14 protein-coding genes are annotated in these 14,255 nt (G+C 71.4%); 6 read left to right on the top strand and 8 right to left on the bottom strand.

Annotation, left to right across the window (positions count from 1 at the left end; genetic code table 11):
- Position 1: 1 nt before the first annotated feature.
- The gene (locus tag ADL25_RS01715; RefSeq protein ID WP_059125752.1) at positions 2-1,084 is read left to right on the top strand and encodes a Zn-dependent alcohol dehydrogenase; all 1,083 of its coding nucleotides are present in this window, start codon (positions 2-4) and stop codon (positions 1,082-1,084) included.
- Here ADL25_RS01715 and ADL25_RS01710 read toward each other — a convergent pair.
- The 3 genes from ADL25_RS01710 to ADL25_RS01700 form a co-directional block, all read right to left on the bottom strand.
- Complete coding sequence (locus ADL25_RS01710) at positions 1,081-2,013, bottom strand: DMT family transporter (RefSeq protein ID WP_059125865.1); 933 nt, start codon at positions 2,011-2,013, stop codon at positions 1,081-1,083. The genes ADL25_RS01715 and ADL25_RS01710 overlap by 4 nt on opposite strands.
- A gap of 66 nt (positions 2,014-2,079) precedes the next feature.
- The gene (locus ADL25_RS01705; protein WP_107116484.1) at positions 2,080-2,796 is read right to left on the bottom strand and encodes an ArsR/SmtB family transcription factor; all 717 of its coding nucleotides are present in this window, start codon (positions 2,794-2,796) and stop codon (positions 2,080-2,082) included.
- A gap of 56 nt (positions 2,797-2,852) precedes the next feature.
- Positions 2,853-3,503: a TetR/AcrR family transcriptional regulator gene (locus ADL25_RS01700; protein ID WP_181923015.1), complete on the bottom strand. Its 651-nt coding sequence runs from the start codon at positions 3,501-3,503 to the stop codon at positions 2,853-2,855.
- 87 nt (positions 3,504-3,590) lie between these two features.
- Here ADL25_RS01700 and ADL25_RS01695 point away from each other — a divergent pair, with 87 nt between their 5' ends.
- The 3 genes from ADL25_RS01695 to ADL25_RS01685 all read left to right on the top strand — a co-directional run bounded on the left by ADL25_RS01695 (position 3,591) and on the right by ADL25_RS01685 (position 5,827).
- A complete protein-coding gene (locus ADL25_RS01695) occupies positions 3,591-4,742 on the top strand; it encodes an acyl-CoA dehydrogenase family protein (protein ID WP_059125749.1) in 1,152 nt (383 codons plus the stop codon).
- A gap of 60 nt (positions 4,743-4,802) precedes the next feature.
- On the top strand, positions 4,803-5,090 hold the full coding sequence (locus ADL25_RS01690) for a YiaA/YiaB family inner membrane protein (protein ID WP_059125748.1): 288 nt from the start codon (positions 4,803-4,805) through the stop codon (positions 5,088-5,090).
- A gap of 89 nt (positions 5,091-5,179) precedes the next feature.
- The gene (locus ADL25_RS01685; RefSeq protein WP_059125747.1) at positions 5,180-5,827 is read left to right on the top strand and encodes a TetR/AcrR family transcriptional regulator; all 648 of its coding nucleotides are present in this window, start codon (positions 5,180-5,182) and stop codon (positions 5,825-5,827) included.
- Here ADL25_RS01685 and ADL25_RS01680 read toward each other — a convergent pair.
- On the bottom strand, positions 5,818-6,279 hold the full coding sequence (locus tag ADL25_RS01680) for a MaoC family dehydratase (protein ID WP_059125746.1): 462 nt from the start codon (positions 6,277-6,279) through the stop codon (positions 5,818-5,820). The two genes, ADL25_RS01685 and ADL25_RS01680, sit on opposite strands and share 10 nt — an antisense overlap.
- Before the next feature lie 110 nt (positions 6,280-6,389).
- Here ADL25_RS01680 and soxR point away from each other — a divergent pair, with 110 nt between their 5' ends.
- On the top strand, positions 6,390-6,896 hold the full coding sequence (soxR, locus tag ADL25_RS01675; protein WP_059125745.1) for a redox-sensitive transcriptional activator SoxR: 507 nt from the start codon (positions 6,390-6,392) through the stop codon (positions 6,894-6,896).
- Positions 6,897-6,940: 44 nt separating this feature from the next.
- Here the strand turns inward: soxR and ADL25_RS01670 are convergent, their stop codons facing one another.
- Together ADL25_RS01670 and ADL25_RS01665 are read right to left on the bottom strand one after the other, a co-directional pair.
- Positions 6,941-7,669 carry a 3-keto-5-aminohexanoate cleavage protein gene (locus ADL25_RS01670; RefSeq protein WP_059125744.1) on the bottom strand — a complete coding sequence of 243 codons (729 nt, stop codon included), beginning with the start codon at positions 7,667-7,669 and terminating at the stop codon, positions 6,941-6,943.
- A 76-nt stretch (positions 7,670-7,745) separates the two neighbouring features.
- On the bottom strand, positions 7,746-8,348 hold the full coding sequence (locus tag ADL25_RS01665) for a hypothetical protein (RefSeq protein ID WP_059125743.1): 603 nt from the start codon (positions 8,346-8,348) through the stop codon (positions 7,746-7,748).
- A gap of 262 nt (positions 8,349-8,610) precedes the next feature.
- Here ADL25_RS01665 and ADL25_RS01660 point away from each other — a divergent pair, with 262 nt between their 5' ends.
- Positions 8,611-11,412, top strand: coding sequence for a penicillin acylase family protein (locus ADL25_RS01660; RefSeq protein ID WP_059125742.1), 2,802 nt, complete (start codon positions 8,611-8,613; stop codon positions 11,410-11,412).
- 21 nt (positions 11,413-11,433) lie between these two features.
- Here ADL25_RS01660 and ADL25_RS01655 read toward each other — a convergent pair whose 3' ends face one another.
- On the bottom strand, positions 11,434-12,798 hold the full coding sequence (locus ADL25_RS01655; RefSeq protein WP_059125741.1) for a hypothetical protein: 1,365 nt from the start codon (positions 12,796-12,798) through the stop codon (positions 11,434-11,436).
- Between the two features lie 81 nt (positions 12,799-12,879).
- Positions 12,880-14,124: an exo-beta-N-acetylmuramidase NamZ domain-containing protein gene (locus ADL25_RS01650; protein ID WP_059125740.1), complete on the bottom strand. Its 1,245-nt coding sequence runs from the start codon at positions 14,122-14,124 to the stop codon at positions 12,880-12,882.
- Between the last annotated feature and the right edge of the window lie 131 nt (positions 14,125-14,255).

Raw genomic sequence — 14,255 nt, 5'->3', positions numbered from 1 at the left:
GATGGTCCGTGCCGCTGTCCTGCCCGCCGTCGGTGCCCCGCTGGAGGTCACCGGCATCGAGCTGCCCGAGCCGGGGCCCGGCCGGGTCCGGATCCGGCTGGCCGCCGCCGGGGTCTGCCACTCCGATCTGTCCCTGTCCGACGGCACCATGCGGGTTCCGGTGCCCGCGGTGCTCGGTCACGAGGGCGCGGGGACCGTGGTGTCCGTGGGGGAGGGGGTCACCCATGTCGCCCCGGGCGACGGCGTGGTCCTCAACTGGGCGCCCTCCTGCGGGACCTGCCATGCCTGCGCGCTCGGAGAGGTGTGGCTCTGCGCGAACGCGCTGAACGGCTCCGGGGACGTCCACGCCCGCCGTGGCGACGACGGCACGGATCTGCATCCGGGCCTCAACGTGGCCGCGTTCGCGGAGGAGACGGTGGTGGCGGCGCCCTGTGTGCTGCCGGCGCCCGACGGTGTGCCGCTCGCGGATGCCGCCCTCCTGGGCTGCGCCGTGCTCACGGGGTACGGCGCCGTGCACCACGCGGCGAAGGTGCGGCCCGGGGAGACGGTGGCGGTCTTCGGCGTGGGAGGCGTGGGCCTCGCGGCGCTGCAGTCGGCACGGATCGCGGGGGCGGAGCGGATCGTCGCGGTGGACGTGTCCCCCGCGAAGGAGGAACTGGCCCGGCACGCGGGTGCCACCGACTTCGTGCTCGCCTCCGGCACCACTCACCGCGAGATCCGCGGACTCACGGACAAGCAGGGCGTGGACGTGGCGGTGGAGTGCGTGGGGCGCGCGGCCACCATCCGCGCGGCCTGGGACTCCACGCGCCGCGGCGGCCGCACCACGGTCGTCGGCATCGGAGGCAAGGACCAGCAGGTCACCTTCAACGCCCTGGAGATCTTCCACTGGGGCCGAACCCTGTCGGGCTGTGTCTACGGCAACTGCGACCCGGCTGCCGACCTGCCGGTCCTGGCCGAGCATGTACGGGCCGGGCGGCTCGACCTGGGCGCGCTGGTGACCGAGCGGATCGCGCTCGAGGAGATCCCGGCGGCATTCGGGAACATGCTGGCGGGCAAGGGAGGCCGCGCGCTGGTGGTGTTCTAGGACTCGGCGGCCGTGACCTGCCCGGGCTTGGTGGTCGCGGCCGTGACCGGTGCCGTCCGGCGAGGGCGCGACCGGGAGACCGCCACGCCGGCCAGGCACAGCACCCCGCCGGCGAGCGTCAGCAGACCCGGCACCTCTCCGAGGAAGAGCCAGGACATCAGTACGACCAGCGCGGGCACGGCGTACGTCGTCGCACCCATACGGCTCGCGGTCGTACGCGCCAGGGCGTAGGCCCAGGTCGTGAAGGCGAGCGCCGTCGGGAAGACGCCGAGGTAGAGCATGTTGAGCGTCGCGGAGACGGGGGCGTGGGCCGCGTCGCGCACCAGTTGCCCGGCGAACGGCAGACACGTCAGCGCACCCACCAGGCACCCCCACGTGGTCACCTGGAGCGGGCTCGCCGAGCCCAGCGCGGGCTTCTGCGCGACGACACCGGCCGCGTAGGCCATGGCGGCGAGCAGGCACAGCACCACCCCGAGCACCGAGGAGCCGCCGTCCCCCGACATCGAGAGCCCCACGGTCACGGCACCGGCGAACGACACCGCCATGCCCGCGAGCAGCCGCGGCGGCATGGCGTCGCCCAGCAGCCGCGACCCGAGCAGCGCGATCAGGACGGGTCCGATGTTGACGACCAGTGCGGCGGTGCCGGCGTCCACCTGCCGTTCGCCCCAGTTGAGGACGACCATGTACACCCCGAACCACAGCACGCCGGATATCGCCGTGCCGCGCCAGGCAGAGCGCGGCGGAAGTCCCTCACGCCGTACGAGACAGATCGCTCCCAGTGTCAGAGCTCCGGCCAGCAGTCGCCCGAGCGCCAGCGCACCGGGCGCGTACGCGGCTCCCGCACTGCGGATCGAGACGAAGGCGGAGGCCCACAGCACGACGGTGACCGTGGCGGCGCCTGCGGCGAGGCGGGACGGGGAGGCGTTCATCATGCTCCAGAGGCTAAGCGGGGGCGCAATGCGGGCGCTCGCGGATTTCGGACGGGACACCGGGGCTCAGCGCAGTGACTCGGCCTCGATGCCCAGCAGTTCGGACAGCGCCCGCTGGCCCGCGGTCGTGACCTTCACCGCCCGCCCGGAGCCGATGCGCACACACCAGCCGGCGTCCAGGGCGTGCCGGCACAGGGCAGCGCCCGCCACGCCCGCGAGGTGGGGACGGCGCTCGGTCCAGTCGAGGCAGGCGCGGACCAGTGGCCGTCGGCCCCGGCGGTCGAGACCGATACCGGCGGTGTCGAACCACGCCAAGCCGGCGTCCGTCAGCGCGAACCCGGTGTCCTGGCGCAGCAGTCCACGTGCCGTCAGCGCATCGGTCACGGCGATCCCCAGCCGGCCGGCGAGATGGTCGTAGCAGGTGCGGCCGCGTGCCATCGCGGAACCGGCGCTCACCTCCCGCAGGCTGCGCGGGCGTCCGGCCACGGCGTCCGGCGCGACCTGCGCGGCCAGGTCCTCCACCAGCTGGGCGAGGCGTGCGTCGGCCAGCCGCACATAGCGGTGCCGGCCCTGCCGTTCCACTGCCAGCAGCCCGCCCGCGACGAGCTTGCCCAGGTGCTCGCTCAGCGTCGACGGGGCGACCCCCGCATGCCGCGCCAGCTCACCGGCGGTCCAGGCCCGACCGTCGAGCAGCGCCAGCAGGCATGCGGCCCGCGTCTCGTCGGCGATCAGGGCGGCGAACCCGGCGAGACCGGCCGCCCTCGCGTCCTTGCCACGCTCCATGTCCTCCAGCATGGGACATGGACGCTTCGGCGCCCGCCGAAGGGTGGCAGGCCCGGTCATGCCTGACGTGTGGACCGCTCGTACTGCTGCTCCAGCCCGTCCAGCAGCGCCGTCAGGCCTGTCTCGAAGGCCCGTTCGTCGATCCTCCCCTGCTGTTCGGCCAGGAGGTGGGCCTGTCCGAGGTGGGGGTAGTCGGCCGGGTCGTACGCCGCCCGGTCGTCGACGAATCCGCCGGCGAACGAGCCGAGTGCGGAGCCCATGACGAAATAGCGCATCAGGGCCCCGATGGAGGTCGCCTGCGCAGGCGGCCAGCCGGCGTCCACCATCGCGCCGTAGACGGCGTCCGCGAGGCGCAGCGCGGCCGGCCTGCGGCCGGGGCCGTGCGCGAGGACCGGCACGATGTTGGGATGGTCGCGCAGCGCCGCCCGGTAGGAGACCGCCCAGTCGTGCAGCGCCGTCCGCCAGTCCCGGCCGTCCTCGAACATCGACAGGTCGACCTGGGCGCTGACCGAGTCCGCCACCGCCTCCAGGATCTGGTCCTTCGTGCGGAAGTGGTTGTACAGCGAGGGCCCGCTGACCCCGAGTTCCGCGGCGAGCCGTCGTGTGGAGACGGCCGCGAGGCCCTCCGAGTCCACCAGCGCCCGCGCCGTGGCGACGATGCGTTCGGTGCTGAGGAGGGGCTTGTGGGGTCGGGCCATGGCGCACATAGTAGGGCTGCGACTTGAAACTAGCAGTGCTAATTTAAATGTGTGGCATTCAATGACCTTCCGGACCTTCCCTTGGAGTGACGCGCCGTGAACCTGGAGCTCAGCGAGGAGCAGGTCGCCGTCCGGCGGCTGGCAGAGGACTTCGTGGAGCGTGAGATCGCTCCCCATGTGGTCGTCTGGGACCGGGCCGAGGAGGTCGACCGGTCGATCGTGAGGAAGCTGGGCGAGGTGGGGTTCCTCGGCCTCACCGTCGACGAGGAGTACGGCGGGTCCGGCGGTGACCATCTCGCGTACTGTCTGGTGACCGAGGAACTGGGTCGCGGCGACTCCTCCGTGCGCGGGATCGTGTCCGTCTCGCTGGGGCTCGTCGCCAAGACGATCGCCGCGTGGGGGAGCGAGGAGCAGAAGCGGCGGTGGCTGCCGGGCCTCACCTCCGGCGAGTACGTCGGCTGCTTCGGGCTCACCGAGCCGGGAACCGGTTCGGACGCGGGCAACCTCGCCACGAAAGCGGTGCGCGACGGCGACGACTACGTGATCAACGGCAGCAAGATGTTCATCACGAACGGCACCTGGGCCGACGTCGTGCTGCTGTTCGCCCGCTCCACGGACGCCCCCGGCCACAGGGGCGTGTCCGCCTTCCTCGTGCCGACCGCGACGCCGGGGCTGACCCGCCGCACCATCCACGGCAAGCTCGGGCTGCGCGGCCAGGCCACGGCCGAGCTGGTCCTCGAGGACGTCCGGGTGCCCGCCTCCGCGATGCTGGCGCCCGAGGGCAAGGGCTTCTCCGTCGCCATGTCGGCGCTCGCCAAGGGGCGCATGTCGGTCGCGGCGGGCTGCGTCGGCATAGCCAGGGCCGCCCTGGACGCCGCCGTGCGCTACTCCACCGAGCGGGAGCAGTTCGGCAGGACCATCGCCCACCACCAGCTCGTCCAGGAGCTCATCAGCGACATCGCCGTCGACGTGGACGCGGCGCGGCTGCTCACCTGGCGGGTCGCCGATCTGATCGACCGGGGCCTGCCCTTCGCCGTGGAGTCCTCCAAGGCCAAGCTCTTCGCCTCCGAGGCGGCCGTGCGCGCCGCCAACAACGCGCTCCAGGTCTTCGGCGGGTATGGCTACATCGACGAGTACCCGGCGGGCAAGCTCCTGCGCGACGCCCGGGTGATGACCCTCTACGAGGGCACCAGCCAGATCCAGAAGCTGGTCATCGGGCGGGCGCTGACGGGCGTTTCGGCGTTCTGAGTACCCCTTTGAGTACTTCGGCGGATGTGACGCGTGCCATGTCCGCCGATCCTGGTCGGCATGAGTGAGACTCCGGTCAAGCAGCAGAACACGGCCGCCTTCTACGGTCAGGCCGTCGCGTCCTTCGCCGTCGCCATGGCGGCGACGGCCGTCGGCATCGCCAGGCTGAACGCCGATGCCTGGGTACGGGCCTTCCTGGGCATCGCCGTCCTGTATCTGGTCACCTCCGCCTTCACTCTGGCCAAGGTGATCCGGGACCGGCAGGAGGCGGGTCAGCTCGTCAGCCGTGTCGACCAGGCGCGGCTGGAGAAGCTGCTCGCCGAGCACGACCCCTTCGAGAAGCTCTGAGCCGGGGAGCGCGCCGCTGAGCGGGGAGACTAAGCGCCCGCTCAGCTTCGGGGGTATGGTGTTCGTCCTGCCATCGGAAGGGGCGAGCGATGAGTGCGGCGGAGGAGACGGCCGGCGGCGAGGCCGAGCCGTGGGTCGAGGTGACGCCGGACGCGGCCCGGCGACTGCTGGTCGCCGCGGTCGAGGCCTTCGCCGAGCGCGGCTACCACGCCACCACGACACGTGACATCGCGGGACGCGCCGGCATGAGCCCCGCCGCGCTCTACATCCACTACAAGACCAAGGAAGAGCTGCTTCACCGCATCAGCCGGATCGGGCACGAGAAGGCCCTCGAGATCCTGCGCACGGCGACCCGGCGCGAGGGCAGCGCGGCGGACCGGCTCGCCGACGCCGTGAGCTCCTTCGTCCGGTGGCACGCCGGGCGGCGCACCACCGCCCGGGTGGTGCAGTACGAACTCGACGCGCTCGGCCCGGAGGCCCGCGCGGAGATCGTCGCGCTGCGCCGCCAGTGCGACGCAGAGGTGCGCGGCGTCATCGAAGAGGGTGTGGCCTCCGGCGAGTTCGACGTGCTGGACGTCTGGGCCACCACGCTCGCCGTGCTCTCGCTGTGCATCGACGTCGCCCGCTGGTTCAACATCGAGGGGCCGCGCACGCCCGACGAGGTCGGCGCGCGCTACGCCGACCTCGTCCTGCGGATGGTGGGGGCGGGGGCTCGGTCCCCCCGGGCTCAGAGGTAGTAGCGCGACACGGACTCCGCCACGCACACCGGCTTGTCGCCGCCCTCGCGCTCCACGGTGAAGGCGATCGCCACCTGGATCCCGCCGGGCACGTCCTCCACACCGCTGATCGTCGCGGTGGCGCGCAGCCGCGACCCGACCGGGACGGGGGCGGGGAAGCGGACCTTGTTCGTCCCGTAGTTCACACCCATCTTCACGCCCTCGACGCTGATCAGCTGGGGCCCGAAGAGGGGGAGCAGCGACAGCGTGAGATAGCCGTGCGCGATGGTCGTCCCGAAGGGGCCCGCGGCCGCCTTCTCGGGGTCGATGTGGATCCACTGGTGGTCGCCCGTGGCGTCCGCGAACAGATCGATCCGCTTCTGGTCGATCTCCAGCCAGTCGGTGTACCCCAGTTGCTCGCCCACCGCCGCCTTCAGCTCGTCGGCGGACGTGAAGGTCCTCGGTTCTGCCATGTTCCCGGCCTCTCGCCTCACGAAGTCACTCTAAGCAACTGCTTAGCATGGTCGGCTCCCACAGTCATGTCAACGGACCCGGCTGCGCGACCGTGGGTAGGGTCTGAGGGGTGCCCCAGATCCCCGAGAAGATCCACGAGCTGACGGTCGGCCAGCTGGCCGCACGCAGCGGCGCCGCCGTCTCCGCCCTGCACTTCTACGAGTCCAAGGGCCTGATCAGCAGCCGCCGCACAGCGGGCAACCAGCGGCGCTATCAGCGCGACGCGCTGCGCCGGGTCGCCTTCGTGCGCGCAGCCCAGCGCGTCGGCATCCCGCTGGCCACCATCCGCGACGCCCTCGCCGAACTGCCCGAGGAGCGCACCCCCACCCGCGAGGACTGGGCCAGGCTCTCCCGGGCCTGGCGCTCCGAACTCGACGAACGGATCAGCCAGCTGAGCCGGCTCCGCGACCATCTCACCGACTGCATCGGCTGCGGCTGCCTGTCCCTGGAGACCTGCGTCCTGTCCAACCCGGACGACGTCTTCGGCGAACGGCACGCCGGCTCGCGTCTGATGGTCGAACGCGGGGCCGCCGGGCAGCAGCGCAGGCAGGGGGACGAGCCGGCGTCCTGCCGCTGACCGGCGGGCGGAGTCCGGCGGGTGCCGGGCCGCACGGCCGCTCCTCAGAAGCCGCGCCGATGCCGCCCGTACTGGGCCAGGCCCTCCGTGACCAACTCGGCGTTGGACCGAGCGGGTCGGCCGTCCGGCAGAACCAGTGTGTCCTCGAGCCCGATACGGGTCGCGAGGCCGAGATGTGCGGCGAGACGCAGCACCGGCCAGGCTCCGCCCTCCTCGCCGTGCAGCAGCACGGGGCGGCTGTGGGCCGGCCCGAGGTCCAGGAGGAGGGCATGGGCGGTGTCCTCCGCCGTGTCCGGGGAGGGGTCCGTGACTTCGGCGAGCACCCGCAGCACGCTCGGACCCAGCCGGGACACGGCGAACCGGGCCGCGCCGTCGGTACCGGACCAGAGGCCCGCCTCCACCCCGACGCCTCGCTCGATCAGCGCCGCCGCGACCTCCTCGGCACCCGGTTCGTGCCAGTTGACCGAGGCGTGGTCGGGCAGCACCGTCCACGATCGGATGCGCGCCGCACGCGCGTCCGGGTCGGGCTCGGTCCATGCGCCGGTGGTCACGCCCACGGGGACGGCGACGCGTGCCCGTATCGCCTCGAGCGTCGCCGCGACCACCCTCGCCGACAACGTGTCCTGTCCGCAGGGCGTCCTGGGATGGACATGGATGTCCGAGGCCCCGGCCGCCACGGCGGCCGCCGCCGCATCGGCCAGCGCCGCCGGCGACAAGGGGACGGCCGGGCCGTCGCCCGCTCCCCGGACTCCGTTCAGACAGACCTGCACCATGTCGTCGATGGTGCCGTATGCCGCTGACGGCGGGGGGTGCGGCTTCGGCGCACCCCCGCGCCCCCACGTTCACGCGTCACGCCGACACGAGCAGTCGCGCGCGCCGGGACTCGGCCAGGGCTTCGGTGGTCAGCAAAGGCCTCGGCACGACGACACCGCAGTTCGTGCAGACCGGACCCGACGAAGGCTCGTGGGCCAGGTCGTAGGTCCACACGAGTTGCTCACCGGCGCAGACCGGGCAGGCCGAGCCCGGTTCACGCTCCAGCGCGGCGATGAGCCGGCGCAGTACCTCGGCCAGTGGTTCATGGGGGTGGACCCGCGGATCGTCGCACCAGGCGACGCCGAACCCGCCCCAGGTCAGCCGGTGCCAGTCGTCCACACTGCCGGGCCTGCGCAGTCCGTCGTGCTTCTCCTTCCTGCGGCGTTCCGTGAACTCGGCCTCGTAGGCGAGCCAGACGGAGCGGGCCTCCTCCAGCTCCTCCAGTGCGGCCACGAGCCGCGCCGGGTCGGGAGAACGGTCCTCGGGGCCGAACCCGGCCCGGGAGCAGAGATGGTCCCAGGTCGCCCGATGCCCGTAGGGGGCGAACTTCTCAAGGCACTTGCGCAGTGAGTAGCGGCGTAGTGCCAGATCGCACCTCGGATCGCGAACCTGTCTCGCCAGACTCCTGAAACCGGCCATCGCCCTGCACCTCCGTCACACCTGCACCTGTACTCCGGTCACTTCGGCGTCGTTGTACGGACGTCGCCGAATAGACGTGTCGACAGGCGATTCGGCTCCATCCGACTTTCCACGACCTCCAAAAAACACCTGACGACCAGTTGAAAAGTGACGCATGTTCACCTTCAATCGCGGGGGTACCGGCGGTAACGTCTGCCCACCCCCTCCCGCGCTCATGTTCCGCTCGAGCAGAGGGAGGACCCCATCGTCGGGAGGAGCTGCCATGCCACGGCGCACCCCACGCAACGCCCTCGACAGACTGAGAACTCCTCGCAGATTTCCGAAGTTCCTCAAGACCGCCGCGATATGCATCCTCGTGGGCGGTCTTTTCACGCCGATCTCCCAGGCGGCCGCGGCCGACAGCGCGGCGGCGGCCGACACGGCGGCCGCCGCCGACCACTGCGGCGGTCAGTGCTCGGACATCCTCCCGCCGGGTGAGAACGGCAACGCGACGCTCGCCCAGATCCTGCTCAACCAGGCCTTCGGCATCCAGCCCGGTCACGCCGAGGACCAACTCGGCCCCTATGCGAATCTGGCCACCGGCCGTTCCACGCTGACCGACGCGAAGATCAACTCGTTCTTCAACGACGCGTCGTTCGGCGTGCCCTCCGACCAGGTCGCCTCCAGCGAGAAGCCCGCGGGCCGCGGCGATGTGACGATCGTCCGCGACAAGAAGACGGGTGTGCCGCACATCACCGGTACCACTCGATACGGCACCGAGTTCGGCGCCGGTTATGCCGCCGCCGAGGACCGGCTGTGGCTGATGGACGTCTTCCGGCACGTCGGACGCGGGCAGCTGACCTCGTTCGCGGGCGGCGCCGCCGCCAACCAGGGCCTGGAGCAGGAGTTCTGGCGCAACGCGCCCTACACCGAGGCGGACCTGCAGGCCCAGATCGACCACGCGGTGGCCTCCGCCGGCGACCGCGGCCGGCAGGCCCTCGCCGACGTGGGCGCCTACCTGGACGGGATCAACGCCTACATCGACGCCTCCGACAGCGGCCGCTACTTCCCCGGCGAGTACGTCCTGACCGGGCACAAGGACTCCATCACCAACGCCGGCACCATCGACCACTTCAAGGTCACCGACATGGTCGCGCTCGCCTCCGTCGTCGGTTCGCTCTTCGGCTCGGGAGGCGGCGGCGAGGTCAGCAACGCGATCTCGCTGCTGGCCGCCCAGTCCAAGTACGGAGTGGAGCAGGGCACCAGGGTCTGGGAGTCCTTCCGTGAGCGCAACGACCCCGAGGCCGTTCTCACCGTGCACAACGGCGAGAGCTTCCCCTACGCGTCGAAGCCCGACAACCCTCAGGGCGAGGCACTGCCCGACGTCGGTTCGGTGACCGAGGAGACGCTCGTCCACGACCGCACGGGCAGCGCCGCCACCTCCGGTGCCGCCCGAGCCTCGAAGACCGCGGCCGCCACCGCACTGACCTCCGCCAAACGCGGCATGTCCAACGCGCTCGTGGTCAGCGGCAAGTACACCGCGAGTGGCCATCCCGTCGCCGTGTTCGGGCCGCAGACCGGCTACTTCGCGCCCCAGCTGCTCATGCTCCAGGAGATCCAGGGTCCGGGCATCAGCGCCCGCGGCGCCTCCTTCGCGGGCCTGAGCATGTACGTCGAACTGGGCCGCGGCCAGGACTACTCGTGGAGCGCCACGACCTCGGGCCAGGACATCATCGACACCTACGCGGTCGAGCTGTGCCAGGACGACTACCACTACCTGTACCACGGCACCTGCACCGCCATGGACAAGGTCGAGCAGAAGAACGCCTGGTCCCCGACGGTCGCCGACGGAACCGCGGCCGGCTCCTACACGATGCGGGTCTGGCGCACGAAGTACGGGCCGGTGCAGTACCGCGCCACGGTGGGCGGCAAGAAGGTCGCGTACACCACCCTGCGCTCGTCCTATCTGCACGAGGCCGACTCGATCATCGGCTTCCAGATGCTCAACGACCCCGACTACGTCAAGGGACCGGAGGACTTCCGGAGCGCGGCGCAGCACATCAACTTCACCTTCAACTGGTTCTACGCCGACTCGCGGCACACCGCGTACTACAACAGCGGTGACAACCCGGTGCGGGCGGGCGGCGTCGACGCCGAGTTCCCGGTGTGGGCGCAGCCGGCGTACGAGTGGCGCAACTGGGATCCGGCGACGAACACCGCCGATTACACGCCGCCCGCCCAGCACCCCGGCTCCGTCGACCAGGACTACTACATCTCCTGGAACAACAAGCAGGCCAAGGACTACACGACGGCTCCCTGGGGCGACGGCTCGGTCCATCGCGGCAATCTGCTGGAGGACCGGGTGAAGAAGCTCGTCGCGGCGGGCGGCGTGACCCGGTCGTCCCTGGTGAAGGCGATGGCGGACGCCGCTCTCGCGGATCTGCGCGCCGAGGACGTGCTGCCCGATCTGCTGAAGGTGGTGAACAGCTCGACGGTGACCGACCCCGCGACCGCGGCGGCGGTGGGCAAGCTGTCCGCCTGGGTGTCGGCGGGCGCGAGGCGCACCGAGACCTCGGCCGGTTCGAAGAAGTACGCGGACGCCGACGCGATCCGCATCCTGGACGCCTGGTGGCCGCTGCTGGTGAAGGCCGAGTTCGAGCCGGGACTCGGCAGCGATCTGTACACGGCCTTCACCGCCAACCTGCCGGTCGACGAGTCGCCCTCGGCCGCGCACGGCCCGACCGGATCGCACGCCGGAAGCTCCTTCCAGTACGGCTGGTGGAGTTATGTCGACAAGGACATCCGGGCGGTGCTCGGTGAACCGGTCCAGGGCCCGTTGGCGCAGAAGTACTGCGGCGGTGGTGACCTCGGCGCCTGCCGGGACGTCCTGACCGGCACGCTGAAGCAGGCAGCCGGGATGACCGCGTCCCAGGTGTACCCCGGTGACGACCAGTGCTCGGCGGGTGACCAGTGGTGCGCCGACTCGATCGTCCAGCGTGCCCTCGGCGGTATCAAGCACGGAAGGATCAGCTGGCAGAACCGGCCGACGTACCAGCAGGTGGTGGAGTTCACGTCGCACCGGTAGGTGAGCCAGGGCGGCGGCGGGTCAGCTCACCCGGCCCGCCGCCAGCACCACCCGGGCCAGTTCCCGGTGGACGATGTCGCTGTGGGCACCGGAGGGCGGGCCGCCGTGGCGGACCACGGCGGACACGTCGACGTTCACACAGCCGGAGGCCGGCAGCCTCCCGTTCAGCGCCTCGGCGAGCGTGAACCGCGGGGTCCCGTCCACCGCCTGCACCCCGTCGTGCCCCATCGCCCCCCATCTCGGCCCCAGTGCGCGGCCGATGCCGAACCCCTCGGCGGCCCCCGGAGCGCCGCCGGTCAACGAGCGGTCGTCGCCGGCCATCCGCGACGCCAGCGGATACAGCGTGCCGAGCGCCGAGTCGAAGCGGGAGTGACAGCACACCAGGGGACCGTCGATGCGGTGCTGCCGCCCGCTGAGGGCGCCCTCGGTGTGCGGGGCGTCGGGCAGCCGCGCCGCGAAGGCGTAGTGGGAGAAGGCCCCTTGGAGGAGCGTCACGGATTTCACCGTGCGCACACCCTCCGGCAGTCCGCGCAGGGCGAAGGAGACCAGTCGTCCGCCGAAGCTGTGCCCGACCAGATGCACGCGCACATCCGGCGCGATCCGGGCCAGCCGTCCGAGCACCGGTCCGAGGCCGTGCTCCCCGACCGCTCCCGCGCGCCGTTTCATCGCGTAGTACGTGGCCTGCCGCAGCAGTTCGTGCGCCCCGTCCCACAGACCCTTCGGCGTGAACGAGAATGCTGCGGTCCCGGGAGCCTCCCCTTCGCCCGACTCCACCCGCTCCAGCGCCCGCGCGAAGTCCCGGCACACCTGCGCCGTGTCGCGGGTCAGCATTCCCGGCTGGGCATCGGACGCCTGCGCCACCAGCAGGTCCGCGGCGCACGACGCCTGAGGGCCCTGCGCCCGCACCTCCACGAGCAGCCGTACCAGTCGCCCGAACTCCTCGAGCGCGGGACCGTCGTCCGGGTGCTGTTCCAGCAGCCGCGCGATCTGCTCGACCACGGTCGCGCGGCCGGGGAACACCTCCAGCAGGGCGTGCCTGCTGTTCTTGTCCAGCTGGGGCCGCGGGGGAACCGGCACGGCGGCGGCCGCCGACGGCGGGAAGTCCGGGACGGGTTCGTCCGCGAACATCATCGACGGCCAGATCACGCCCACGTATCCGAGACCTGCCTTCGGCGCGAGCGAGGGCACCGGCGCGAAGAAGCGGCCGTACAGCCGCGTCGCGCCGGAGCGCTCGTTGTTCCAGCCGTGTGCGAAGACCAGCAGGTCCCGCACCTTGCCCCGGGACACGTCCGCGAGCAGCCGGTTCCGCTCCGGCTCGTCCACGTCCCCGTCCGCGTCGAAGGTCAGTTCCCAGTAGGGGCTCACGCCGATCACCGGTGCCGCCATGACGGGCCCCCTTGCCCCGAGGTCGAATGCGCTGTGGGCGCATCGTCCTGCCGGCGGGGGAGGTTGGCCAGAGGCCGCGCCTCACCGGTACACGAGATACCCCTTGCGGACCCGCCGGAACGCGGCCAGCTCGTCCTGCCAGGCGGCCACCACCTCGTCGGCCGTCGCTCCCGCGTCGATCATCGTGCGCACCCGGGTGGATCCGGTGAGCGTGTCGATCCAGTTGTCGGGCCGCCAGGCGAAGCCGCTCCACACCTTCTTCGCGGTCACGAGCAGTGCGACGCCGGTGCGGACGGGGTCGTACGCGGTCCGGTCGTGGACATGGATCTGCAGCCCTCCCACGGTCTTCCCCTGGAACTTGGAGAAGGTGGGGGCGAAGTACGCCTCCCGGAAGTGCACACCGGGCAGATCAAGTCGCTCCGCCTCGGCCGCCCACCGTCCGTCGATCCCCTCGGCGCCGAGGAGTTCGAAGGGACGGGTGCTGCCGCGCCCCTCGGACAGGTTCGTGCCCTCGAAGAGGCAGGTCCCCGAGTAGACCAGCGCGGTGTCGGGGGTCGGCATGTTCGGGCTCGGCGGCACCCAGGGCAGGCCGGAGGCGTCGAAGAAGTCCGACCGCTTCCAGCCCGTCATCAGGACGGTCTCCAGCGCGACCGGGGCGGCGAGGAACTCACCGTTGAACAGCCGCGCCAGCTCCGCCACCGTCATGCCGTGCGCCTGGGAGATCGGCTGCCGGCCCACGAACGTGGCGAACTCCTTGTGCAGGACCGGCCCCTGGGCGGACCGCCCGGTCACCGGGTTCGGCCGGTCCAGGACCACGAACCGCTTGCCGGCGAGCTGCGCCGCCTCCATGCAGTCGTACAGCGTCCAGATGTAGGTGTAGAAGCGGGCACCCGCGTCCTGGATGTCGAAGACGATCGTGTCCACGCCGGACGCGGTGAAGATGTCCGCCAGCGCCTTGCCGCTCTTGAGGTACGTGTCGTAGACGGGCAGTCCGGTCGCCGGGTCGTCGTAGCGGCCCTCCGAGCCACCCGCCTGCGCGGTGCCGCGGAAACCGTGTTCGGGTCCGAAGACCGCCACCAGGTTCACCCGGGGGTCGGCGTGCATCACGTCGACGATGTGACGCACGTCTCTGGTCACCCCGGTGGGGTTGGTGACGACACCGACCCGTCGGCCGTCGAGCAACGCGTAGCCGTCCGCCTCGAGCCGTTCGAAGCCGGTGCGGGTGTGCCGCCCGCCTCCGGTGGCGGTCGTGGCGGACGCGGCGGGCGCGGGGAGCGCCACGGCCGCCGCGGTCGCGGCCAGCAGTCCTCGTCTGGACAGCCTCATGCGGTGACCTCCGTGATCGACGGAATTCCCATGGTCACACAAGCTAATGCGCCATCCGGGGCCGCGGAAGGAAACGGACCGGCCGGATCCGTGACCGGGGGCATAGCCGGCGCCTCTTCCCGCATTACATA

Source organism: Streptomyces sp. NRRL F-5122, from assembly GCF_001507435.1.
Classification (GTDB): domain Bacteria; phylum Actinomycetota; class Actinomycetes; order Streptomycetales; family Streptomycetaceae; genus Streptomyces; species Streptomyces lannensis.
This window is presented reverse-complemented; position numbering and strand designations above follow the sequence as displayed.

Coding starts and splice junctions, on each gene's coding strand:
- ADL25_RS01715 (WP_059125752.1), top strand. CDS start 2: ATGGTCCGTGCCGCTGTCCTGCCCGCCGTCGGTGCCCCGCTGGAGGTC.
- ADL25_RS01710 (WP_059125865.1), bottom strand. CDS start 2,013: ATGAACGCCTCCCCGTCCCGCCTCGCCGCAGGCGCCGCCACGGTCACC.
- ADL25_RS01705 (WP_107116484.1), bottom strand. CDS start 2,796: ATGGAGCGTGGCAAGGACGCGAGGGCGGCCGGTCTCGCCGGGTTCGCC.
- ADL25_RS01700 (WP_181923015.1), bottom strand. CDS start 3,503: ATGTGCGCCATGGCCCGACCCCACAAGCCCCTCCTCAGCACCGAACGC.
- ADL25_RS01690 (WP_059125748.1), top strand. CDS start 4,803: ATGAGTGAGACTCCGGTCAAGCAGCAGAACACGGCCGCCTTCTACGGT.
- ADL25_RS01685 (WP_059125747.1), top strand. CDS start 5,180: ATGAGTGCGGCGGAGGAGACGGCCGGCGGCGAGGCCGAGCCGTGGGTC.
- ADL25_RS01680 (WP_059125746.1), bottom strand. CDS start 6,279: ATGGCAGAACCGAGGACCTTCACGTCCGCCGACGAGCTGAAGGCGGCG.
- ADL25_RS01670 (WP_059125744.1), bottom strand. CDS start 7,669: ATGGTGCAGGTCTGTCTGAACGGAGTCCGGGGAGCGGGCGACGGCCCG.
- ADL25_RS01665 (WP_059125743.1), bottom strand. CDS start 8,348: ATGGCCGGTTTCAGGAGTCTGGCGAGACAGGTTCGCGATCCGAGGTGC.
- ADL25_RS01660 (WP_059125742.1), top strand. CDS start 8,611: ATGCCACGGCGCACCCCACGCAACGCCCTCGACAGACTGAGAACTCCT.
- ADL25_RS01655 (WP_059125741.1), bottom strand. CDS start 12,798: ATGGCGGCACCGGTGATCGGCGTGAGCCCCTACTGGGAACTGACCTTC.
- ADL25_RS01650 (WP_059125740.1), bottom strand. CDS start 14,124: ATGAGGCTGTCCAGACGAGGACTGCTGGCCGCGACCGCGGCGGCCGTG.